Source organism: Rhodococcus sp. MALMAid1271 (assembly GCF_049195265.1).
GTDB lineage: Bacteria > Actinomycetota > Actinomycetes > Mycobacteriales > Mycobacteriaceae > Rhodococcoides.
The window spans coordinates 22,408-43,800 of sequence record NZ_JBMIRQ010000083.1; the positions used below are offsets into that span (position 1 = coordinate 22,408).

Below are 21,393 nucleotides of genomic sequence, written 5' to 3' on the forward strand. Positions count from 1 at the left end.
TCAGAGCGCGGTCATCTTGATGCGAGGCGCGCGGGCCTCGCCTGCCGCCGCGGAGCGGCAGAGATTGGGGTCGTCGCAGCATTCGGCCGAGGCAGGTCGGGTGTGAGATAGTTGCATTCGCGAGATGCCCTTCGTGGTGGCTGGAATGTTCCCTAGACAAGAACTCAGTTACGGGCAGTCCGCAAACGCGGCCTCAGAATAGTCATCTCCAGGTCCGAAATCCTCGCGGCAGATCACTTCTCTCTTTAAAGCTATGTCGGCTTGGTCGATCCTTTAGTGCGGTTCACTTCTGACATAGTGCAGTTTATCTTTCGAAACTAACAGCGGTGCAGGCCGAGCGCACGAAGACGCGACAGACTCGGCACAATGTTTTCACGACAGAGAGGTCCGACCATGAAAAGAATTCCAGACGAGGTCAGCGGGTCGGCCGGCCCCGCTATCGAGAACTGGGCGCGCTCGTTCTGGAGCACGAGTTTCGATTCGCCTGATCTACCGCCCCACCACCCCGACTGTCTTGGTTGTGGGCCGCAGAACCCGCACGGCCATGCCCTGTCGGTCCAGCGTGACGAGAACGGCGTGGTGGCTCACCATGTGTTCGATCAACGTCATGTCGGGGCACCCGGGATAGCACACGGCGGCGCGGTGGCGACCGTTCTCGACGATCTGTTCGGCTTCCTGCTCTACACAGTGGGTGAGCTCGCCGTGACGCGGCGTCTCGAGCTCGACTACCTAGCGCCGGTTCTGCTCGGCACTCCATACGTATTGCGTGCTGCCGTTCGGTCTCGTGATGGGCGCAAACTGGATCTCACGGCCACGATGGACGATGCGCAGGGCCGCTCGGTAGCCACCGCTACTGCCCTGTTCGTGGTGGTCGAGGTCGAACACTTCATGCAGTCCCAAGCCCGAGCCCAACTCCGGGCCACAGACACGAATCACACCGAAGAATAGACACCCTGGCCGACCTTCACCGACGTCCGTCACCCGCGGTGGCTGTCGTACGGCTGCGTCTACCTGGCGCAAAGACGGCGAGGACGAGTGCCCCAGCGGCGGTCAGCGCCGCCAACGACAGCGTCGCCTGACCACTTCCGTGTACGAATGCGGCTCTGGCGAACTCGGCCAGCGGCTGACCAGCTGGTCCTGCGCGGTCGGCGACCTGCAACGCGGCGGCCAGAGAATCGGCCACCGGACCACGGGCAGGCTCGGGTAGCTGGGGCAGAGCCGGCTGAATGTGCTGAACGTAACCGGCCGCGAGCACGCTACCGGCTACCGCAATCCCAATCGCGGCACCGATTTCGCGAGCTGCGTCGTTGACCGCGGCAGCCACCCCGTGCTTGGCCTCAGGAGTGTCCGAGACGATGGCGAAAGTCGCAGGGGCGGTACACAACCCCAAACCCGCACTCATGATGAGCAAGGGCCACAGCAGGTCAGGGTAAGTTGCCGCGACGGTCAATCTGCTCACCATCACCAGTCCCGCCGCGATGGTGAGCAGACCTACAGTGGTCATCACCCGCAGGCCAACAATGTTCGACAGCCAGGGTGCAATCACCGAGATCACGATGAGCGGCACGACCATAGGGGTCAACGCCAACGCGGCGGTGAGCGGTCCATAACCGAGAATCAACTGCAGATACTGCACCAACAGCAAGAACACCCCGAAGGTCACCAGAAATTGGATACAGACCGACAGTGCGCCGGCACCGAAGCCACGGCGGGCGAACAACCGGACATCGAGTAGGGGTGCCGAGGAACGTAGTTCTACGACGACGAACACCACAACTGCGAACAAGCCCACCGCAGTGCTGATGGCGACGAGCGAATCCGACCAGCCACGGGCCGGAACCTCGATCACAGCGAAGACGATCGCCCCGACCGCGACAACTACGGTCACCGCGCCCACCCAATCGACCGGTGGATGCTCCTGCTGGCGGGACTCCGCGATACTGCATGCCAACCCGGCCAGAACCGCTCCGGCGACGGTCAACCCGACGAACACCGAGGTCCACGACCACTGTTCGAGCAGCACACCAGCCCCGAGGATGCCCAGGACCGCCCCGGATCCAGCAACCCCGGCCCACACACCTACAGCGCGGCCGCGATGCGCCGGTGGAAATCCCGCGGTCAGTATCGACAGCGTCGAGGGCATGACCAGCGCCGCACCCGCCCCAGCCAACGCGCGAGCAGCGATCAGCCACGCCGGGTCGGCGAGAAACAAGGGCAAGGCCGACGCGAAAGCGAACAACGCCAACCCCGCCACGAGCACCCCGCGGCGACCGTACCGGTCACCGATCGCACCGGCAGGCAGAACGAAGCACGCCAATACCAGCGTATAACCGTCGACTATCCAGGTCAGTTGAGCTTGCGTCGCCCCTGTCGCGACCGCGATCTGTGGCAACGCTGAATACAATGCCGCCATTGCGGCCACCACCAACGCGACCGCCATGCACGACACAATCAACATCCACCACTGGGCACCGCTCCATCGAGCGACGCTGGCAGAGTCGGATCTACGTTCGTTCAACGGCCAGCCTCCCAGTTAGAGACTGATCGTCTCGGTACGAGACTATTAGTATCATAACTTTGCGGGTGTGACAGAATGGTCAAGCGAGGACATGTTTTGTCAGTCAAAATGGAGCGGAGCCCGTTCATGGTCGACCCTCTCGTTGCAGCCGAGGGCCCGGCCGACCCCCGGCTGGCGCGCTCACGTAACCGGTTGCTCGAAGCGGCGGGCCAGCTGCTGTCCACCGGCGGTGTCGAGGCGGTCACCGTGGAGGCGGTCACCCGCATGTCGAAGGTTGCACGTGCCACTCTGTACCGCCACTTCGGAAGTACCACTGACCTGCTTGCTGCAACCTTCGAGCGACTACTACCCCCAGTCGACACCGATATCGATACCGGTCCGCTACGTGAACGTCTGATTTCGTTGCTCACCACCCAAGCCGACCTCATCGACCAAGCTCCGGTGCAGATGACCACGCTGGCCTGGCTGGCAATGGGACCCGTCAACAGCGGCGACGCCAGCCGGCGCGATCTCGATCCTGGCGCGGTGGTCTCGCTTCGGGCCCGTGTCATAGAGCAATACCGCAGGTCCCTGGATCAGATCCTGACGGCCCCTGACGCTCGCGCTGTACTCGGCGAGATCGACACCACCTTCGCCCTCATTCAGCTCCTCGGACCGATAGTGTTCGCTCGCCTCACAGGACTGCGCCACATCCACGCCGACGACTGCATCCAAATCGTCGACAACTTTCTCGCCGCCCATGCCGCAAGTGTCCGATCGAGCACTTCGCGCGACCACAGCCGTCCACGGCCGGCCGCGACGCTAGACCCGCAGCTCACCGACGGCCAATAAAACTTGATGCGAAATTTCACCATCAATGCGCTATCCAGTCAGGGATCGCAGCGCTCACTGGATACGGCCGGACGTGTGCTCGAGAACTCGGAGTTGCACTGCAGTGCACTTCTGACATCGTGCAGCCGTCTTCTGAAACTGACACGAGGAACGCGAATCGGTCGTAATCTGCTCCAATAATCCGCCCGTTCGACTGTGTTCTGTTGGGAACCCTCTCAACAAAAGTTGAGCAACGCTATGGGGCGTACCAGACTTTCCCGGTCACCCGATCTCGAGCCCTCGAAATTGCTACGTTCTGCCGGTCCGAAGTGACATGGGACACCGATCGTTGCAGGGGAGCGAGAATGCACGTAGAAGCACTGTTCGGAGATGGTTCGTTGCGTCCGGTCTGGCCGCACGCGGATGCACTGATCACCAGCGAATGCCCGGGGCTTCGCTTCGCCGGCAAGTACGCCGACGTCGTCGCTCTGAGCAACGGTGATCCGACCGCGTTGCGGCCGTTCGTCGACGAGGACACCCGACGCCGGGTGGCGAGCATGGCACCGCCGCGCACCGACACGGCGCTGGTGTTCGGAGCCAACGGATTCCTCGGCGCGCACCTGATCGGCCGACTCACTCGTGATTCCGCCGTCGAGGTCGTCTATGCGATGGTGCGCCCCACCGAGGAGGAGACGGCGTTCGAGCGCCTGCAGCGCACCTTCGACCAGTACGAGATCGAGGTCGACGCCGACAAGATTCGCATCGTCGAGGGCACTCCCACGACGTTCCGGTTCGGCCTCGACAAGGCCGCCTACTACGACCTGGCTGCCGGAGTGGGGCAGATCTTCAACTGCGCCAGCTCCACCGATTACACCGAGAGCTATGCCGAACTGCGCGACGACTGGTTCGTCAGCGTGCTGCGGATCCTGGAATTCAGCATCACCTCCGCCCGTAAGCACCTGACGTACGTGGGCAGCATCGGTGCCCACCTCTATCAGAAGCCCGAGGACTTCCGTCGTCCCGACTCGTGGTGGTACTCCGGATACGCGCAGATGAAGTGGGTCAACGCAACTCTGCTCGGATGGCTGTCGATGTCGGACACCTACTCCGTCACTCTGTGCGAGGCTCCGTACATCCTCGGCAGCACGGAGCTCGGCCGAGATCCCGGTCGCGTGTACAGCTTCTGGCGCATCATCGAACTGGCGATCGCAGCCGGTGCCATCTGGGACGGCCCGGGCATGAACTACGTCCCGGTCGACGTGATGTGCGACGTCATGGCGAGCAACTCGTTGCGCAGTCATCCTCTGACGAGGCTGTTGCCGAGCAATCCCACCGGATACGGGCACGACCTCTACGCCGAGCTGCTCGGGCTCGATCTGGTGAGCTGGGAGGAGTTCAAGGAGCGTGTCAGCGTGCGTATCTCTCCTCGTTTCGCCGAGACGATGCTGGCCGACAACATCGACCAGCTCATGCGCCTGGTGCACAAGCCCGAGGCGATACTCCCACTCGACCACGACATCTCGTGGTGCGACCACCGCCGACTGTTCGAGCTCTATTTCGAGAAAGCACAGCTCAAGACGCTCACGCCCGCCGCCGTCAACTGACGTGGCAGACGGATTCGAGCCCACCTCGGTGCGCCTACGGGACGTACCCATCGGCCGCGAGGTGACCAACGGCGTTCTCTCGCTCGGCTTCTACGTGGTGTGTGGGCTGATCGGACTGCTGCCCGGCCCGGTGCGGAACTGGGCAGCGGATGCCTTCGTGACCTGGTCGGAGAGCGTCGACGAACAGCGGCACAGCTGATGTCGTGGTGTCGGTGGGCCCTCGGCCTCCCTGCGGTGCCGGCGGCTCTCTTCGCGTTGTTCGTGTACTGGCGGACCCGGTTCTTCTTCCGCGATCCGCACCGCGAACCGCCGGCCGATCCGCGGGCGGTGCTCGCTCCGGCGGACGGGTTCGTCACGTACGTCAAGCGTGTGGAGGCGGGCAGTGCCGCGTTCGCCGTCAAGAAGGGGCGGACGATCGTCCTCGACGAGATCGCTGGGGTCGCCTCGACCGACAGCGGCTACCTGATCGGGATCTACATGTCCGAATACTCGGTGCACCGCAACCGAATTCCGGTATCGGGCACCATCGGTATGCGTCGTCATCGGTCCGCGGCACCGTTCAACAAGTCGATGGCCAGAGTCGGTGCGAACCTGTTGACCCGGCGCACTCCCTACGACGAGGGCTGCGACTACCTGCTCACCAACGAGCGGCTCACCATCTCGATCGAGCACGAGTCCGGTGCCGTGGTGACGGTGACGCAGATTGCCGATCTCTGGGTCGATCGCATCGTCGCGCACGTCGCCGTCGGTGACACCGTCGAGCGCGGCGAGCAGTACGGAATGATCCGCTTCGGTTCTCAGTGCGACGTGTTCGTGCCCGACGCACTCGTCGACGAGATCACTGTCCGGCCAGGCAATTACGTGTTCGCCGGCGAGACGACGGTGGTGCGTTCACCGATCCTCGTCGACGGCAGACAACCGAGCGAAGAGGAACGATGATCACGATCGAAGAGGTCGACGGCAAAGCCGGTTGGCGTGAATTCGAGTCCGTCTCGGACCTGGTCTACCAGGGCGATCCGTACCGCCTACCCGACGAGTCGATGGACCTGGGCCGAATTCTCATCGCACCGCCGCCCTCGGTTGCCGCCACCCGCGTCACGAAAGCATTTCTGGCTCGCGAGAACGGGATTGCCGTCGGTCGCGTCGTGGCCATCCACGATCTGTCGTTCACCGAGTACACGGGGGAGCCGATCGGCTTCTTCGGCTTCTACGAGGCGGTCGACGATCACGACGTCGCCGAAGCGCTGCTCGACGCTGCGGCGCACTGGCTTTCGGCGCGCGGACTCGCGACGATTTCCGGGCCCTTCGGTCCGTCGATGTTCTACAGCGCAGGCATCGTCGTCGACGAGGTCCCGGCGCTGCCCCTGGTGGGGATGCCGCACAATCCGCTCTACTACGCGGCCCACTTCGAGAAGTGGGGTCTGATGGCGGTCAAGGACTTCTACAGTTACCTTTTCGACGACCCGTGCATCATCTACAACGACCCCAAATACGCGCGGCACATGCAGATCTTCGAGAAGATCAAGGCGCGATCCGAGGTGACGTTCCGGTCGATGAAATACCGGACGTTGCGACGCGACGCGCGCATCGTGCGGGATCTCTACAACAAGACGTTCGTGAACTTCTGGGGCTTCTCGCCGCTGTCCTACACGGAACTGTTCGAGTTGCTGAAGATGATGCTTCCGGTCATCGATCGTCGGCTCACCCTGCTGGCCGAACTCGACGGCAAGCCCGTCGGCTTTCTGATGGGAATCCCGGACGTCAATCAGGCCGCCGCGAAGGCGTCGCACCTGAAGTCGCGCTGGGCACGAGACCTGGTGACGCTGTGGCACGTCAAGCGTCCGGGTCGCACGGAGGTCATCGACGGAGTGCGGGTGGACATGCTGTTCGTCGATCCGGATTGCCCCGATCGAGCCGTGTCCTCTCTGCTGATCATGGAGATGTCGGTGCGTATGCGCGATCTCGGGTTCACGCGCGTCGAAGCGGCTCCCGTGCTCGACGACAGTCCGTGGATGAAGGGCTCGGTCCTGTCCCGGACGAAACTCGCTCCGCACCGCACGTACCGCATCTTCAGCCGGGAGTTGACGTAGATGACCGACACGATCTCGCGAATCGACCCGCAGGTGAGCTGCGGAAACATCGGCGACCGGTGGGGTCGACTGGTCGCGCGGCGACGCTGGGTGGTGCTGGCGATCTGGACGCTGCTGGCGGTGGGATCCGCGATTCTGTACCCAGCGCTGCAGAACTCCCTGGTGGGGGCCAACTTCTCCGTTCCCGGAACCGAATCCAGCCGCGCCGACCAACTGGTCGAGCAGCATTTCGCGTCCTTCGGCTCGGAACAGCTCGTCGTCACGTTCACCTCGGATTCGGTGGACAGCCGGAACTCGGCCTTTCGCGCACGGGTGGCCGAGGTCGTCTCGTCACTGAGGCAGTCACCGGACGTACTGCGTGTCGTCGACCCCTACGAGAGCGCAGGATTCATCCCGACGATCTCCGACGACGGGACCTCGGCGCTCGCATTCGTCGGCATCGGCGGAGAGGCCAGCGATCGGATCGCAGTGGCCGAACGCGTGCAGGAGATGATCGGCGGTGCGTCCGGTGATGGCGTCGAGGTGGCGGTGACGGGCTACTCGCCGATGACCGTCGATCTCACCCGCGTCGAATCCGAGGACGCCGTGCGGGCCGAGAGCATCGGTCTGCCCATCGCTTTCGTGGTGCTGGTTCTGGCGCTGGGTTCCGTGGTCGCGGGCATCGTGCCGCTGGTCACCACCGGAATCGGAGTGCTGGCGGCGTTCGGCATGTTCGCGTTGCTGTCCAACGTGATGACCTTCGATGTTCTCGTCACCACGGTGGCGGCGATGTTCGGTCTGGGTCTGGGAATCGACTACGCACTCTTCATCGTCAGTCGGTTCCGGGAGGAGATCGGGCGGGCCGGACCCGGTGAAGATTCGGACAGGACCGAGCGCGCGGTGGGGGCGGCCATGGGCACCGCCGGACACATCATCGTCATCTCCGGTCTGGTCGTGTTGATCGCACTCGGAGCCCTCGCGATCGTCGATGTCCCTGCGGTGCAGAGCATCTCGTTGGTCGTCGCGCTCACCATCGCCACCGTCGTCGTGGTCGCGTGGACCCTGCTGCCGGCACTTCTCGCGGTGCTGGGAACGCGCATCGGGGCCTGGTCGCTGCCGCGACGATTCCAACCTCCCTCGGTCGACGAGCACGACGCCGCAGTTCCCACGTGGTGGTCGCGGTGGGCGCAGCACGTCATCGAGCGCCCCTGGCGTTACACGGTCGCATCCGCCGCCGTCCTCATCGTCTGCCTGGTTCCCATCGGTTCGATCTCGTACGGGGTCGATCTCGGTGCCGAGGCGCTGAGCGCGGAACCGTCCGGACGAGCCAACACGGTCCTGACCGAGAAGTTCGCGCCCGGCACCATCTCGCCCATCACCATCGTGTTCACCGGCGAGGACGACAGTCCATTGGGACCGCAGCAGATCGCCACGGTCGACGCGTTCGCGAACTCCGTGCGCGGAGACGATCGCGTCGCCTACGCGTTGGCGCAACCCGAGGGCGGCCGGTCGTTGCTGATCGTGGTCCCGTCGGTCCCGATCGACTCGACGGAGGCCGCCGACCTCGTCGAAACCCTGCGTTCTCAGGCAGTTCTCGCCGGTGACGTGGACGGCACCAGCGTGTCCGTGGGCGGTACCACCGCGCTGGTGGTCGACGCATCCGAGGAGATCTCCGGCAAGTTCGTCTGGGTCGTCGCCGCGGTACTGGCCTTTTCTCTCTGTTACTTGGCCGTCGTGTTTCGCAGCGTGGTGATCCCGCTCAAGGCCGTCGCCATGAACCTGCTGGTCACCGGGGCAGCGCTGGGTGCCACCGTCGCCGTCTTCCAATGGGGTTGGGGTTCGAGCATTCTCGGCTTCGAGAGCCCGGGTTACATCCAGGTGTATCTACCGGTGACGGTGTTCGCCGTGGTCTTCGGTCTGTCGATGGACTACGAGGTGTTCCTCATCGGCCGTATGCGAGAAGTGTTCGTGCGGGGAGCGAGCAACGACGTCGCCGTCGTCGACGGCATCGAACACACCGCCAGGCCGATCACCGCCGCCGCCGCAATCATGATCGCCGTGTTCGCCAGCTTCCTCACCGCAGACGTGCTCGAGCTCAAACAGTTCGGCTTCGCTCTTGCCATCGCGGTGCTGTTCGACGCCGTGCTGGTGCGCATGATGCTGGTGCCGGCGATGATGAAGCTCTTCGGCGAGCGCAACTGGTGGCCCGGTACGCGGAATCGTCAGGTGGTCGGCAACTGAGCCGACGCCAGCAGCGAGCCGTCCGCGCCGCGGATCTCGATCTCGGTGACGTCGCCGCGAAGTACCGCCGCGTTCATGCGGCATTCGATGGTGACGTCGCTACCGAGAAACGTGCCGGACGGGAGTTCGGTGCCCCACCGATCGACGAGGACGACCTCGTACGGGCCTCGATCGGACACGCCGTCCATGTCGAGGAACGTCTCGGTGCCCCACGTGTGCGCAACGAGGCCGCCCTCGATGTCCACGCTCGGCATGCTCGTGGTGAAAGCGACCTGCTCGTAGGCACCCAGGGTTCCCGGAGGTCCGGTGATCGCGGCCGGTGGATCCTCGGGTTGCGGTCGAGAGGCGTCGATACCGAGCACGACGCCGCTGCCGACGACCAGCCCCGCGATCGCGGCGGCGGCCGCCAGGCCGGCCGATCTGCGCGGTCCACGTGTCCGCTGGGGTGGCCACGCAGAGCCGGGTGACGTACCCAGAACTCGGGCGCGGAGGTCGGGTGACGTCGATGCTTCGAGCCACGGTTCGGTCGGACCGCGACGACCGAGAGTCCCGGTCAGCGCGCGCAGTTCGGCGATGTCCCTGTCGACGGTGGGATCGGATGCTGCGAGCTCGCGTAGCTCGGCGGCCTCGGTGTCGTCGAGGTCGTCGCCGACGGCAGCGGCGATCAGTTCGGCTCGGCGATCGTCTCGGGCGTTCATGCTTCCTCCTGTCCGTCGAGATGGTCTCGCAGCGCCCTCAGTGCGTAGAAGGCGCGAGTGCGCAATGTTCGTACGGCAACGCCCGTCGACTCGGACAGTTCCGCATAGGTGGTTCCCGCCAGGTGCACCGCAACGACGACCTGCCGATGATCGGGAGAGAGAAGGGCGAGCGCGGCGATGATGCGCAGTCGCTCGTCCACGTCGGGACTGGTGTCACGCGAGATCGCGACCGATCGTCGGTCGAGGTCCTCGATCCTTTCCGACGCCGGCTTCGGCATTCTGCTCAGAGACCGTTGGACGTCGACGATCACATTGCGCTCGATGGCGAACAGCCAGGTACGCAGCGCTCCTCGGCTGGGCTCGAATCGGGACCGGGCCCGCCATGCGCGAAGGAACGTCTCCTGGACGCAGTCCTCGGCAAGCGCTCGGTCGCGCAGTGCGTTGACGGCGAAACCGAGCATGGCCGACGCATGCTCGTCGTACGCGGCAGCGACGTCGAAGTGCAGTTCGATCACGCTCCCGATGCTCATGACAGTGACTACGTCGACGGACCCCCGGACGTTCATATCCGAGACTGGAGTATTTCTTTACCGAATTTTGAACATCGTGGCATCGACCGTCGTACACCTCTGCACGGGCTCGCCTGCCCGATACTCCCACGGAAGGCCCACGAGATGACCAGACGCTCGATCACCCGCCCGACCATGTCCGTCCGCGGCACCGCCACCGCAGTCGTCGGCGGCACGGCCGCTGCACTGATGCTGTTCACCGCGGCCCCGGCCGGTGCCGATACCCCCGTTGCCGAACCGGACTCGTTCACCAGCGCGTTCACCGCGATGGCAACTCCCGACCAGGTGGTGAACGGCGACGGTGTCGCCACTCCGGGCCAGCCGGGCGCGACGGGCACGTTCACGCTGCGCATCAATTCCGATCTCGACATCGTCTGCTACGACATCGCGCTCGACGGCGTCACCGGCGATTACATGAGCCCGGCCAAGACCGCCACGCACATTCACGAGGCGGCGGCGGGTGCTGCGGGACCTCCGCGTCTGGCGTTCCCGAACCCGACGCCGATCGGTGACGGCCCACGTTCGAGCACCGGCTGCATGCAGGGACCGTTCACCACCGGCCTGACGCCGGCCGGTGCCGACGCCGACAGTGGAACCGGATTCACGCTGGACCAGATCGAAGCAAATCCGGCGGGCTTCGCGGCCGACACCCACACCGTCGACTTCGTGGCCGGAGCGGTACGCGGACAGCTGACGCAGATTCCGGTCGGCTCCGTCGCCACCGGAGGTGGCGGTTCGGCTCTGGCCGCGGCGTCCGATTCGGCCTCCAGTAATGCGGTGCCCGTCGTCGGCGCGGTTGCCCTCGGCGCAGTAGTCCTGGGTGCAACGGCGATCGCGGGAGTGACGTTGGTTGCTCGCCGCAGCGGAACGGCACGCAGCTGAGATCTCGGCTCCTGGTTGCTGTTACGGCAGTGGTGGTGGTGACGGGCTGTACGTCCGCACCGCCGCCATCTGCCGCACCATCACCACCTGCCGCACCAACACCTACCTCGGTACCACCTGCCGCACCAGCGACCGAGTCCTCGACCGCTGGAGATTTGCCGGGACCGGGCCCGACGGCGGATTTCGCGGCGCAGGCACCGACCCGGCTCAGCGTCGAGGCCATCGACCTCGACGAGCCGTTGATCGGCCTGGGTCTCACCGAGAACGGCGAGATGGAGGTGCCGAGCGACTACGACGACGTCGGGTGGTTCACCGGCGGCGGCAGACCGGGCGTGATCGGTAGTCCTACCGTGCTGGCCGGGCACGTGGATTCCACGACCGGTCCCGCAGTGTTCGATCGGTTGTCGGAGCTTCGACCGGGAGATGTCGTGACGGTGGGGGACGGGACGGGTGGTCGAGTCGACTACCGCATCGATCGGGTCGGCGACTACGGCAAAGTGGAGTTCCCGACGGTGCAGGTCTTCGGGGCGGTGCCCACCGACGAGATCAGGCTGATCACGTGCTCGGGCGACTTCGACGCCTCGGTGGGCAGTTACGAGCGCAACCTCGTCGTCTACGGAGTGCGGCAATAGCCCAGCGTTTTGGAGTTGACGCGGAGGATGTTGTAACCTGAACAACGGTTCGGATCACGAGTGCTCGCACTCCGGTCCAGACCGCCCAATCAAGTTCTACCCAAGACCGTTGGTCACCGCCTTCTCGAAGGATTCACTTCCGGGAGTTGCGCGGTTGAAGGTCCGAGATCGTGTCGGACGGCCCACGCAGGAGAACGAGGTAGGGAACCTGTCTGCAGTCCTCGCGACTGCCTGCTCGTTCACGCCCCGTGTGCTTCTTGCGCCGGGGCGTTCGTCGTTTTCCGGCCCTCTCGCGATCGACACAACTTCCCACGAGAGGAGGCGAAGTATGGCAAAGCCCGAAAAGGTCTCAGCAGTATCGGAGATCACCGAACAGTTCAAGGGTTCGACGGCTGCCGTCGTCACGGAATACCGTGGCCTGTCGGTGTCCGGTCTGACTCAGCTCCGGCGTGCGCTCGGCGAAGGTGCCACGTACTCCGTCGCCAAGAACACCCTGGTCAAGCGCGCAGCGGCCGAGGCAGGTATTACCGGCCTCGACGAGTTGTTCGTCGGACCGACCGCCATTGCATTCATCAAGGGCGAGCCGGTCGACGCAGCGAAGGCCATCAAGGCCTTCGCGAAGGACAACAAGGCCTTGATCGTCAAGGGCGGCTACATGGACGGCGCAACGCTGTCCGTGGAAGAGATCAACAAGATCGCAGACCTCGAGTCGCGCGAAATCCTGTTGGCCAAGCTCGCCGGCGCCATGAAGGGCAACTTGTCGAAGGCTGCAGGCCTGTTCAACGCTCCCGCATCGCAGTTCGCGCGTCTGGCGTTCGCGTTGCAGGAGAAGAAGGCTGCCGGCGCACCCGCCGCAGCCGAGGCACCTGCAGAAACAGAAGCACCGGCGGAAGCTCCCGCCGAAAGCTGATCCGCTGGTATTGGCGTACAGCTCAGCTCCACACCATCAACACCATGCCGCGGATCAGCGGTTAGGTACTTACAGGAAGGACCCGCCACCATGGCGAAGCTCAGCACCGAAGAATTGCTCGACCAGTTCAAGGAGCTCACTCTCCTCGAGCTCAGCGAGTTCGTGAAGGCATTCGAGGAGACCTTCGAGGTCACCGCAGCTGCCCCCGTCGCCGTTGCTGCTGCAGGCGGCGGCGCAGCCCCCGCCGAGGCTGCTGAAGAGCAGGACGAGTTCGACGTCGTCCTCGAGTCGGCCGGCGACAAGAAGATCCAGGTCATCAAGGTCGTCCGTGAGGTCGTTTCCGGCCTGGGCCTGAAGGAAGCCAAGGATCTCGTCGAGAGCGCTCCGAAGGCAATTCTGGAGAAGGTTGCCAAGGACGCAGCCGACGCCGCCAAGGAGAAGCTGGAAGCTGCCGGCGCGAAGATCTCCGTCAAGTAGGACCGCTTCGTTGCAGTCGTGCTTCGTGCTCTGAACGCACGAGCGCAAGAAGGGCCGTTCCCACCTCGGTGGGGACGGCCCTTCTTCTGTTCTCGGACACCGCACGGGGTGCACCGTTGTGATCGATCACGGACTCCTGCAAATCGCGTGACACCGGCCTTGTGCCCCTGTTTACTCGGTTTCGCCGAAGTCCAAAGCATTCCGAAGGGTTTCGGCGGTCATTGTTTGTGGCGTGTCACAGCTTTGTGACGCAGGGACTTGTCACAGTTCTGGCGAGTCGCCGACCGTGTCGCGTGAGATGAGCCACACTGATGCAAGCTCTACAGCCTGACTCGGGGAAGTTCTTACTGGGCGGTAAGCTCCCGTGTCGGTGCGGACACGTGCATGGGATACAGTGACACAACCCACATCCGGGTCGATGTGTACGAATTGTGGAGGTCAGCGTGGGAGTCGAGGTTTCGGTCGAGGGATTGACCAAGTCTTTCGGGGTACAGAAGATCTGGCAGGACGTGACGTTGACCCTGCCGAAGGGTGAGGTCAGTGCGCTCCTCGGTCCTTCCGGTACCGGCAAGTCGGTCTTCCTGAAGTCCTTGATCGGCCTCCTGCGTCCCGAACAGGGCAAGATATTCATCGACGGAACCGACATCCTGCAGTGCTCCTCCCGTGAGCTCTACGAGATCAGGAAGCTGTTCGGGGTGCTGTTCCAGGACGGCGCACTGTTCGGCTCGATGAACCTCTACGACAATGTCGCGTTCCCGCTCCGCGAGCACACGAAGAAGTCCGAGTCCGACATCCGCAAGATCGTCATGGAGAAGTTGGAACTGACGGGTCTGCTCGGTGCCGAGGACAAGCTGCCCGGCGAGATCTCCGGCGGTATGCGTAAGCGCGCCGGTCTCGCCCGCGCTCTGGTTCTCGATCCCGAGATCATCCTGGTCGACGAGCCGGACTCCGGCCTCGATCCCGTTCGCACTACGTACATCTCGCAGACCCTGATCGACATCAACGCCGAGATCGACGCCACGATCCTGATCGTGTCGCACAACATCAACCTCGCTCGGACGGTGCCCGACAACATCGGCATGCTCTTCCGTCGCCAGCTGGTCATGTTCGGCCCCCGCGAGGTGCTCCTGACGAGCGACGAGCCGGTAGTCAAGCAGTTCCTCAACGGAACGATGATCGGTCCGATCGGCATGTCGGAGGAGAAGGACGAGGCGCAGATGGCGCAGGAGCAGGCCATGGTCGACGCCGGCCACCACGCCGGCGGCGTCGACGACGTCGAAGGCATCGTGCCGCAGATGAAGGCCACTCCCGGAACTCCGGTGCGCGAAGCCGTCGGGCGTAGGCAGGAGCGCGTCCGCCAGATCATGCACACCCTGCCGCACAATGCCCAGGTTGCGATCCAGGAAAGCCTCGACACCACCGACCCGGGTCAGCGTTACCCCGCGTATGCAGACCAGCAGCAGGGTTACGACCAGCAGGGATACGACCACCAGGGTTACGACCACCAGGGTTACGACCAGCAGAGTTACGACCAGCAGAGTTACAGCGGGCAAGGTCATGATCAGCAGGGCTACCAAGCTCCAACACAAGGTTGGGGTCAATAGCAGACATGGGGGGATCGAAGAAGTCCACGTTCGCTCCGGCGAGCGCCGCTCTGACACAAGCCGGCAATATCGTCGAACTGTTCGTCGAGGTGGTTCGCAACACCTTCCGTAGGCCGTTCCAGTTCCGCGAGTTCATCGAGCAGGCCTGGTTCATCGCCAGCGTCACGATTCTGCCGACGGCGCTCGTCGCCATTCCGTTCGGCGCGGTCGTGGCGCTGCAGACCGGATCGCTCATCAAGCAGCTCGGTGCCGAGTCGTTCACGGGTGCGGCCAGCGTGCTCGCGGTCATCCAGCAGGGCAGTCCGATCGTGACCGCACTGCTGGTGGCCGGCGCTGCCGGTTCTGCTGTGACTGCAGACCTCGGCTCGCGCACCATCCGCGAGGAGATCGACGCCATGCGAGTGCTGGGTATCGACCCGGTACATCGTCTCGTCGTTCCCCGAGTGCTCGCGATGATCCTCGTCGCACTTTTGCTCAACGGCCTGGTCTCGGTCGTCGGCATCGCCGGCGGTTACTTCTTCAACGTGATCCTTCAGGGCGGCACCCCCGGTGCATATCTGGCGTCGTTCTCGTTTTTGGCCCAGCTGCCGGATCTGTATGTCGCCGAGGCGAAAGCAGCAATCTTCGGACTCATCGCGGGCATCATCGCCTCCTACAAGGGCCTCAATCCCAACCCCGGACCCAAGGGCGTCGGCGAGGCAGTGAACCAGACGGTTGTCATCACGTTCCTGCTGCTCTTCTTCGCCAACCTCATCCTGACCCTGGTCTATCTCCAGGTCGTCCCAGCGAAGGGAGCGTAACCGCGATGACGATCGCAAGAGGTCGCGGTGACCGCACGCTGATGCGCGTCAAGCGCGTCGGCAACGCCCCGCTCAACGTGCTCGACCGCGCAGGCGAGCAAATGTCGTTCTACCTGCGGGCCATCGGGTGGATTCCCAAGACCGCAGTGCATTACAAGAAGGAGGTGCTCCGCCTGCTGGCGGAGGTCACCTTCGGCAGCGGTGCGCTCGCCGTCATCGGTGGGACCATCGGCGTGATCGTGATGATGTCCGGCTTCACCGGCATCGTCGTCGGTCTACAGGGCTATGCAGCCCTCGAACAGCTCGGTAGCTCCGTGCTCACCGGATTCCTGTCCGCGTACGTCAACACCCGTGAGATCGCGCCGATTGTCGCAGGACTGGCACTCTCGGCCACCGTCGGCTGTGGTTTCACCGCCCAGCTCGGTGCCATGCGAATCTCCGAGGAGATCGACGCGCTCGAGGTGATGGCCGTACCCAGCGTGCCGTTCCTCGTGACCACCCGCATGATCGCAGGCTTCGTGGCCGTCATCCCGCTGTACATCGTCGGGCTGTTGGCGTCGTACGTCGCATCCCGAGGGATCAGCACCATTTTCAACGGGCAGTCCACGGGGTCCTACGACCACTACTTCAACCTCTTCCTACCTCCGGAAGACGTGTTGTATTCGTTCTTGAAGGTGCTGATATTCGCCTTCGTCCTGATCATGATCCACTGCTATTACGGCTACCACGCCTCTGGCGGACCTGCCGGTGTCGGCGTCGCAGTGGGCCGTGCCGTTCGTACCGCGATCGTCACGATCGCCGTACTGGACTTCTTCTTGAGCCTCGCCATCTGGGGCACGACCACCACAGTGAGGGTTGCGGGATGATCGACTCGCCGTCGCGACTGAAGCGAGTACTCCTCGGTTTGGCGTTCTTCCTGGTGCTCATCCTGTTCCTGGGGTGGAGCATCACGTCCTACAACAAGACGTTCAAAGATGTGGTGAAAGTCAGCCTCGAAACCGACTCGGTCGGCAACGCGCTGCCGATGAACGCGGATGTCAAGGTGCGCGGAATGATCGTCGGCGAGGTGCGCTCGGCGTCCACCGTCGACGGCGTCGTGACCTCGCAGCTCGCCATCGATCCGGACAAGGCACCGCTGATTCCGTCGAACGTGACGGCACGGTTGCTTCCCAAGACACTGTTCGGTGAGCGCTACGTCTCGTTGATCGTGCCCGAGAACGATGCGGCGTCGCCGATCTCCGAGGGCACGGTCCTCAAACAGGACACCAGCGGAAACGCCATCGAGGTCGGGCAGTTGCTCGACGGCTTGCTTCCACTGCTGCAGGCGATTCCGCCACAGGATCTGGCGAACACCCTCGGGTCGTTGGCGCAGGGCCTCAGCGGGCGCGGTGAGCAACTGGGCCAGACCATCGACAACCTGACGAACATCGTGTCGGGTCTGAACACGGAGTTGCCGAACATCCAGCAGACGTTGGTCGGGCTGGCCGACTTCTCGCAGACCTACGCAGACGCGGCACCGGACTTGGTCTCGGCGCTGGACAACTTGCGGACGACGGGCAACACCGTGGTCGAGCGGCAGTCCAGCCTCGACACGCTGTACGGCTCCCTGACCTCGGCGTCGTACACCACTGCGGACTTTCTACAGACCAACTCCGAGAACCTGATCGGATTGGCCGCGAACTCTCGGGAAGCGCTCGAGCTGCTGGCCGAGTTCTCCCCGACGTTCGGCTGCACGTTCACTTATTTCGCCGAAGGTGCCAGGCGCGGAAAAGTCGTACTCGGTGAGGGCGACGAGTACCCCGGCATCAACGTCTCCGCACCGTTCGTCAACCCGAAGGGTCGTTACTTGCCGAACCAGGACGAGCCGCGCTTGTTCGACGATCGCGGAGCCACCTGTTTCGAGCCCGCGGCGCCGGGGGAGTTCTTCCCGCAGTATCCGGGAGGCTCGATCAACGACGGTTCCTACCAGGTGCCGACCCGGAACCCGGGCCCGCAGGTGATCGAAGGACAGGGACCACCGAAGTCTGCCCAGAGTTCCATCGTTCCCGCCGTCTCCGCATCCGCGCAGCCGGCGAGCTACGAGGGCTCCGACTTCGAGCGCGACACTCTGGCCGTGATCTACGGACAGGCGAGTGGTGTTGCACCGGACAGTATTCCGTCGTGGGCGGCCGCTATCGGCGCACCGGCACTGAGAGGAGTGGAGGTGACCGTGCCATGAGAGGCCTTCTCGCGCCGATCATCAAGTTGGTCGTGTTCGCCGTGATTACGATCATTGCTACGGCCACCCTTGCCTTCACCATCGCCAATTCCAGCGGCGGCGGCGGCACCAAGTTCTCGGCTGTGTTCACGGACGTCACGTCTCTCAACGAGGGCGACGAGATTCGTATCGCGGGCGTTCGTGTCGGCCAGGTCGACAAGATCGAGATCGCCAACGAGCGCGAAGCCAAGGTGGACTTCACTCTGAGCAGTCGTGATTGGCTCCCGGCCAGTTCGACGGCGACCATCCGATTCCGGAACCTGGTGGGCCAGCGCTACATCGCCATCGAACAGGGTTCGGGAGATCAGGGTCGGAAGATCACCGACGGTGCCACCATTCCGTTGGAGCGGACCAAGCCTGCGGTGAACCTGACCACGCTCTTCGACGGCTTCCGCCCGCTGTTCACCACGCTCAGCTCCGATGACGTCAACAAGCTGTCGTACCAGATCATTCAGGTGTTCCAGGGGGAGTCGGGCACCATCAACGAACTGGTCACCAATACGGCGACCCTGACCAACACCGTCGCCGACAAGGATCAGGTCATCGGGCAGGTCATCACCAATCTGAACAACGTGTTGGAGACGGTGAACCAGAACGACGGGCAGCTCGACAGCCTGATCGTCAACACGCAGCAGCTCGTCTCGGGCCTGTCGGCCGACCGTGGTGTCGTCGGCTCCGCCGTGACGTCGCTCGCCGGCCTGACCAACGCGACCGCCGACCTGCTCGAGCCGACCAGGCCGTCGATCCAGGGTTCGGTGACTGCGTTGAACACGTTGGCCGAGACAGTCAACCGACGAAGCGACGACGTGGACACGGTCCTCGGAATTCTGCCCGTCAAACTCGAGAAGCTCATTCGCACGGCCCAGCAGGGATCCTGGTTCACCTTCTATCTGTGCGGTATCGACATCGTCGCCGGACCGGGTAGTTCGCCGAATCTGAATCTGCCGACCGGGCTGCCGACCGTCAACCAGCCGCTGTACACGAACTCCGCAGCGCGTTGCAAAGCTGGGGGGATCAAGCAATGAAATCTCGTCGTAGTCCGGCCACCATCGGTGCGCTAGGTATCGCAATCATCCTGCTCGCCACGATGTCGGTCTTCTTTCTCGACCGGCTCCCGATCATCGGTGCGGGTTCGGTGTACACCGCCGAGTTCAGCGAGGCAGCAGGGCTCAAGCCGCCCAACGAGGTCCGTATCGCGGGCGTGAAGGTCGGCAAGGTCACCGATGTGCGTCTCGACGGCGACCGGGTGCTCGTGGACTTCACGGTCAAGGACGCCTGGGTCGGCAACGAGTCGCGAGCGGCCATCGCCATCAAGACTGTGCTGGGGCAGAAATATCTGGCGCTCGACCCGAGCGGTCCGGAGACGTTGAGCCCCAAGGACCCGATTCCGCTCGAGCGCACCACGTCCCCGTACGACGTGATCGACGCGTTCTCCGCTGCGGCCTCGACCATCAGCGACATCGACACCGATCAGCTGGCGACGAGCATGCGGACCCTGTCCGAGGCGTTCTCCGAGACGCCTGCGAACATCCGTGCCTCGCTCGACGGTGTGACTCGGTTATCGCAGACCGTGGCCAGCCGTGACGAGGAACTGAAGAAGCTGTTCGAGGCCACCGGCGAGACCTCGAAGGTGCTGGCCGACCGCAACGAGCAGTTCAACCAACTGATCACCGACGCGGGCCCGCTTCTCGAAGAGCTCAACAATCGGCAGCAGGCCATCTCGCAGCTGCTCACCGGCACTCAGCGAGTGTCGCAAGAGCTGACCGGCCTGGTTCGCGACAACGAGGCCACCATCAACCCGATGTTGCAGCAGCTCAACGGCACCATCGAGATCCTGCAGCGCAACAACGACAACCTCGACCGTGCGCTGAAGCTGTACGAACCGTTCATTCGGCTGTACACGAACCTGACCGGCAACGGCCGGTGGATAGACATCACGCTGGCAAACCTCACACCGCCCGGAGTTCCGTTGATACCTGGTTACCGCCAGCCCTCGCTCGATACGTTGGCGGGGAACTGATGACAGACACGCAGACAGCACCGAGAAGCAAGAACAAGCTCGCGCTGATCGCCGTCGTCGTGACCGTGGCGCTCGTCCTCGCGGTCGCCGGCTGGTGGCTGTTCACCAGGGCCGGAACGACCAAGATCACCGCCTACTTCGACAAGTCGATCGGCATCTATTCCGGCTCGGAGGTGCGCGTGCTTGGCGTCAAGGTCGGTACGGTCGACTCCGTGACGCCGCAAGGCGAAGACGTGGAGGTCGTCCTCCGCGTCGACCGTGGGGTCGACATTCCTGTGGACGCAAAGGCCGTGCAGGTCACCCCGTCGCTCGTCGCCGACCGCTACGTCCAGGTTTCACCCGCCTACACCGGCGGCGACACCATGGCCGACGGCGCGACGATCGGTCGCGATCGCACCGCAACACCCGTCGAGGTCGACGAGCTGTACAAGTCCATCGACGACCTGTCCACCGCCCTCGGTCCGGACGGCGCGAACAAGGACGGCGCTCTCACAGATCTGGTCAACACCGGTGCAGCCAACCTCGACGGCAACGGTGAAGCGTTGGGCAACAGCATCACCCAGCTCTCGGCCGCCGGTCGAACGTTGAGTGACTCGCGCACCGACGTGTTCGACACGATCAAGAACCTGCAGACGTTCGTCAGCGCCTTGGCCGTCAACGATCAGCAGGTACGCAACTTCAACACCCAGTTGGCCGACCTGACCGGTTTCCTGTCGGGGCAGCGAGAGGACCTCGGAGCTGCACTCCAACAGCTGTCGGTCTCGCTCGGCGACGTGGCGACGTTCGTCGCGGACAACCGGACCCAACTGACCGATGCCGCGAACGGTCTCACGGTTCCGACGCAGACACTCGCCGACAACCGCGAGCAGCTGGTGCAAACGCTCACGTTGCTGCCGCTGGCCATCAGCAACCTGGTAAACGCCTACGACGCCGAGTCGGGAACGCTCGCCACGCGCGCCAATCTCCAGAACGAGACCCAGGATCCGCTCGGCACCCTGTGTCAGCTCATCGATCTCGGAAAGCTGGTTCCCGGTGATCCGCGCTTCGAAGCACTCGGTGCGCAGATTCAGCCGATCATCGATCAGTGCTCCAACATCACCACGATGATCCAGGCCCCGATCAAAGACCAGAACCGGATCGTGCTGCCGTTCGGCGTTCTCACCAACGACATCGAGCAGAACGTGTCCGTGCCGGGCACCGTGCCTGGCGTCGTCTCGCCCAGGCTCGGAAACAGCTCGATGCCCGGACTGGAGCAGTCGTACATCGGAGGTGGGGGACAGTGAGAGCCTCTGTGAATCGGAA

General features: G+C 63.8%; 21 protein-coding genes. 18 read left to right on the top strand and 3 right to left on the bottom strand.

Going from position 1 to position 21,393, the window contains the following annotated elements; all coding sequences use genetic code 11:
- The first annotated feature begins 393 nt into the window (after window positions 1-393).
- Window positions 394-948, top strand: a complete 555-nt coding sequence (locus tag ACOQFP_RS11825) for a PaaI family thioesterase (RefSeq protein ID WP_027498237.1) — start codon at window positions 394-396, stop codon at window positions 946-948.
- A 16-nt stretch (window positions 949-964) separates the two neighbouring features.
- Here the strand turns inward: ACOQFP_RS11825 and ACOQFP_RS11830 are convergent, their stop codons facing one another.
- Window positions 965-2,440, bottom strand: a complete 1,476-nt coding sequence (locus ACOQFP_RS11830) for an MFS transporter (RefSeq protein WP_371827903.1) — start codon at window positions 2,438-2,440, stop codon at window positions 965-967.
- Window positions 2,441-2,644: 204 nt separating this feature from the next.
- On the opposite strand from ACOQFP_RS11830, the gene ACOQFP_RS11835 reads away from it, so the two are divergent.
- From ACOQFP_RS11835 to ACOQFP_RS11860, 6 genes are all read left to right on the top strand, one after another.
- Window positions 2,645-3,349: a TetR/AcrR family transcriptional regulator gene (locus ACOQFP_RS11835; protein WP_027498235.1), complete on the top strand. Its 705-nt coding sequence runs from the start codon at window positions 2,645-2,647 to the stop codon at window positions 3,347-3,349.
- A gap of 344 nt (window positions 3,350-3,693) precedes the next feature.
- Window positions 3,694-4,932, top strand: coding sequence for an SDR family oxidoreductase (locus ACOQFP_RS11840; protein ID WP_121873416.1), 1,239 nt, complete (start codon window positions 3,694-3,696; stop codon window positions 4,930-4,932).
- A gap of 1 nt (window position 4,933) precedes the next feature.
- Window positions 4,934-5,131 carry a hypothetical protein gene (locus ACOQFP_RS11845; RefSeq protein ID WP_027498233.1) on the top strand — a complete coding sequence of 66 codons (198 nt, stop codon included), beginning with the start codon at window positions 4,934-4,936 and terminating at the stop codon, window positions 5,129-5,131.
- 35 nt (window positions 5,132-5,166) lie between these two features.
- Window positions 5,167-5,871: a phosphatidylserine decarboxylase gene (locus ACOQFP_RS11850; protein ID WP_228139274.1), complete on the top strand. Its 705-nt coding sequence runs from the start codon at window positions 5,167-5,169 to the stop codon at window positions 5,869-5,871.
- Complete coding sequence (locus tag ACOQFP_RS11855) at window positions 5,868-7,022, top strand: hypothetical protein (protein WP_121873415.1); 1,155 nt, start codon at window positions 5,868-5,870, stop codon at window positions 7,020-7,022. Before ACOQFP_RS11850 ends, ACOQFP_RS11855 begins: the two co-directional genes overlap by 4 nt.
- Window positions 7,023-9,242: an MMPL family transporter gene (locus ACOQFP_RS11860; protein WP_341244302.1), complete on the top strand. Its 2,220-nt coding sequence runs from the start codon at window positions 7,023-7,025 to the stop codon at window positions 9,240-9,242. It begins immediately after the preceding gene.
- Here the strand turns inward: ACOQFP_RS11860 and ACOQFP_RS11865 are convergent.
- A complete protein-coding gene (locus ACOQFP_RS11865; RefSeq protein ID WP_027498229.1) occupies window positions 9,224-9,940 on the bottom strand; it encodes a hypothetical protein in 717 nt (238 codons plus the stop codon). The genes ACOQFP_RS11860 and ACOQFP_RS11865 overlap by 19 nt on opposite strands.
- A complete protein-coding gene (locus tag ACOQFP_RS11870) occupies window positions 9,937-10,470 on the bottom strand; it encodes an RNA polymerase sigma factor (RefSeq protein ID WP_045840763.1) in 534 nt (177 codons plus the stop codon). Before ACOQFP_RS11870 ends, ACOQFP_RS11865 begins: the two co-directional genes overlap by 4 nt.
- Before the next feature lie 144 nt (window positions 10,471-10,614).
- Here ACOQFP_RS11870 and ACOQFP_RS11875 point away from each other — a divergent pair, with 144 nt between their 5' ends.
- The 11 genes from ACOQFP_RS11875 to ACOQFP_RS11925 all read left to right on the top strand — a co-directional run bounded on the left by ACOQFP_RS11875 (window position 10,615) and on the right by ACOQFP_RS11925 (window position 21,374).
- A complete protein-coding gene (locus ACOQFP_RS11875) occupies window positions 10,615-11,391 on the top strand; it encodes a CHRD domain-containing protein (protein WP_027498227.1) in 777 nt (258 codons plus the stop codon).
- Window positions 11,392-11,546: 155 nt separating this feature from the next.
- Window positions 11,547-12,023 (top strand): class F sortase, encoded by a 477-nt coding sequence (locus ACOQFP_RS11880; RefSeq protein WP_228139272.1) that lies wholly within the window; start codon window positions 11,547-11,549, stop codon window positions 12,021-12,023.
- A 328-nt stretch (window positions 12,024-12,351) separates the two neighbouring features.
- Window positions 12,352-12,933, top strand: coding sequence for a 50S ribosomal protein L10 (gene rplJ, locus ACOQFP_RS11885; protein WP_008713855.1), 582 nt, complete (start codon window positions 12,352-12,354; stop codon window positions 12,931-12,933).
- Between the two features lie 90 nt (window positions 12,934-13,023).
- Complete coding sequence (gene rplL / locus ACOQFP_RS11890) at window positions 13,024-13,410, top strand: 50S ribosomal protein L7/L12 (RefSeq protein ID WP_008713856.1); 387 nt, start codon at window positions 13,024-13,026, stop codon at window positions 13,408-13,410.
- 443 nt (window positions 13,411-13,853) lie between these two features.
- Complete coding sequence (locus ACOQFP_RS11895; protein ID WP_421584418.1) at window positions 13,854-15,014, top strand: ABC transporter ATP-binding protein; 1,161 nt, start codon at window positions 13,854-13,856, stop codon at window positions 15,012-15,014.
- A gap of 5 nt (window positions 15,015-15,019) precedes the next feature.
- Complete coding sequence (locus tag ACOQFP_RS11900; RefSeq protein ID WP_027498224.1) at window positions 15,020-15,814, top strand: MlaE family ABC transporter permease; 795 nt, start codon at window positions 15,020-15,022, stop codon at window positions 15,812-15,814.
- 5 nt (window positions 15,815-15,819) lie between these two features.
- On the top strand, window positions 15,820-16,680 hold the full coding sequence (locus ACOQFP_RS11905) for an MlaE family ABC transporter permease (protein WP_027498223.1): 861 nt from the start codon (window positions 15,820-15,822) through the stop codon (window positions 16,678-16,680).
- Window positions 16,677-18,032: an MCE family protein gene (locus ACOQFP_RS11910; RefSeq protein WP_008713865.1), complete on the top strand. Its 1,356-nt coding sequence runs from the start codon at window positions 16,677-16,679 to the stop codon at window positions 18,030-18,032. The genes ACOQFP_RS11905 and ACOQFP_RS11910 overlap by 4 nt, the downstream gene beginning before the upstream one ends.
- Window positions 18,029-19,096: an MCE family protein gene (locus tag ACOQFP_RS11915; RefSeq protein ID WP_027498222.1), complete on the top strand. Its 1,068-nt coding sequence runs from the start codon at window positions 18,029-18,031 to the stop codon at window positions 19,094-19,096. Before ACOQFP_RS11910 ends, ACOQFP_RS11915 begins: the two co-directional genes overlap by 4 nt.
- Window positions 19,093-20,091, top strand: a complete 999-nt coding sequence (locus ACOQFP_RS11920; protein ID WP_008713869.1) for an MCE family protein — start codon at window positions 19,093-19,095, stop codon at window positions 20,089-20,091. The genes ACOQFP_RS11915 and ACOQFP_RS11920 overlap by 4 nt, the downstream gene beginning before the upstream one ends.
- Window positions 20,091-21,374 carry an MCE family protein gene (locus ACOQFP_RS11925; protein WP_027498221.1) on the top strand — a complete coding sequence of 428 codons (1,284 nt, stop codon included), beginning with the start codon at window positions 20,091-20,093 and terminating at the stop codon, window positions 21,372-21,374. Before ACOQFP_RS11920 ends, ACOQFP_RS11925 begins: the two co-directional genes overlap by 1 nt.
- Window positions 21,375-21,393 lie beyond the last annotated feature (19 nt).

Bases quoted from the DNA above. Each gene is read 5' to 3' on its own strand.
- ACOQFP_RS11865 (WP_027498229.1), bottom strand. From the start codon at position 9,940: ATGAACGCCCGAGACGATCGCCGAGCCGAACTGATCGCCGCTGCCGTC.
- ACOQFP_RS11825 (WP_027498237.1), top strand. From the start codon at position 394: ATGAAAAGAATTCCAGACGAGGTCAGCGGGTCGGCCGGCCCCGCTATC.
- ACOQFP_RS11925 (WP_027498221.1), top strand. From the start codon at position 20,091: ATGACAGACACGCAGACAGCACCGAGAAGCAAGAACAAGCTCGCGCTG.
- ACOQFP_RS11835 (WP_027498235.1), top strand. From the start codon at position 2,645: ATGGTCGACCCTCTCGTTGCAGCCGAGGGCCCGGCCGACCCCCGGCTG.
- ACOQFP_RS11870 (WP_045840763.1), bottom strand. From the start codon at position 10,470: ATGAGCATCGGGAGCGTGATCGAACTGCACTTCGACGTCGCTGCCGCG.
- ACOQFP_RS11875 (WP_027498227.1), top strand. From the start codon at position 10,615: ATGACCAGACGCTCGATCACCCGCCCGACCATGTCCGTCCGCGGCACC.
- rplJ (WP_008713855.1), top strand. From the start codon at position 12,352: ATGGCAAAGCCCGAAAAGGTCTCAGCAGTATCGGAGATCACCGAACAG.
- ACOQFP_RS11910 (WP_008713865.1), top strand. From the start codon at position 16,677: ATGATCGACTCGCCGTCGCGACTGAAGCGAGTACTCCTCGGTTTGGCG.
- ACOQFP_RS11855 (WP_121873415.1), top strand. From the start codon at position 5,868: ATGATCACGATCGAAGAGGTCGACGGCAAAGCCGGTTGGCGTGAATTC.
- ACOQFP_RS11905 (WP_027498223.1), top strand. From the start codon at position 15,820: ATGACGATCGCAAGAGGTCGCGGTGACCGCACGCTGATGCGCGTCAAG.
- ACOQFP_RS11840 (WP_121873416.1), top strand. From the start codon at position 3,694: ATGCACGTAGAAGCACTGTTCGGAGATGGTTCGTTGCGTCCGGTCTGG.
- ACOQFP_RS11915 (WP_027498222.1), top strand. From the start codon at position 18,029: ATGAGAGGCCTTCTCGCGCCGATCATCAAGTTGGTCGTGTTCGCCGTG.
- ACOQFP_RS11830 (WP_371827903.1), bottom strand. From the start codon at position 2,440: ATGGCGGTCGCGTTGGTGGTGGCCGCAATGGCGGCATTGTATTCAGCG.
- ACOQFP_RS11900 (WP_027498224.1), top strand. From the start codon at position 15,020: ATGGGGGGATCGAAGAAGTCCACGTTCGCTCCGGCGAGCGCCGCTCTG.
- ACOQFP_RS11860 (WP_341244302.1), top strand. From the start codon at position 7,023: ATGACCGACACGATCTCGCGAATCGACCCGCAGGTGAGCTGCGGAAAC.
- rplL (WP_008713856.1), top strand. From the start codon at position 13,024: ATGGCGAAGCTCAGCACCGAAGAATTGCTCGACCAGTTCAAGGAGCTC.
- ACOQFP_RS11920 (WP_008713869.1), top strand. From the start codon at position 19,093: ATGAAATCTCGTCGTAGTCCGGCCACCATCGGTGCGCTAGGTATCGCA.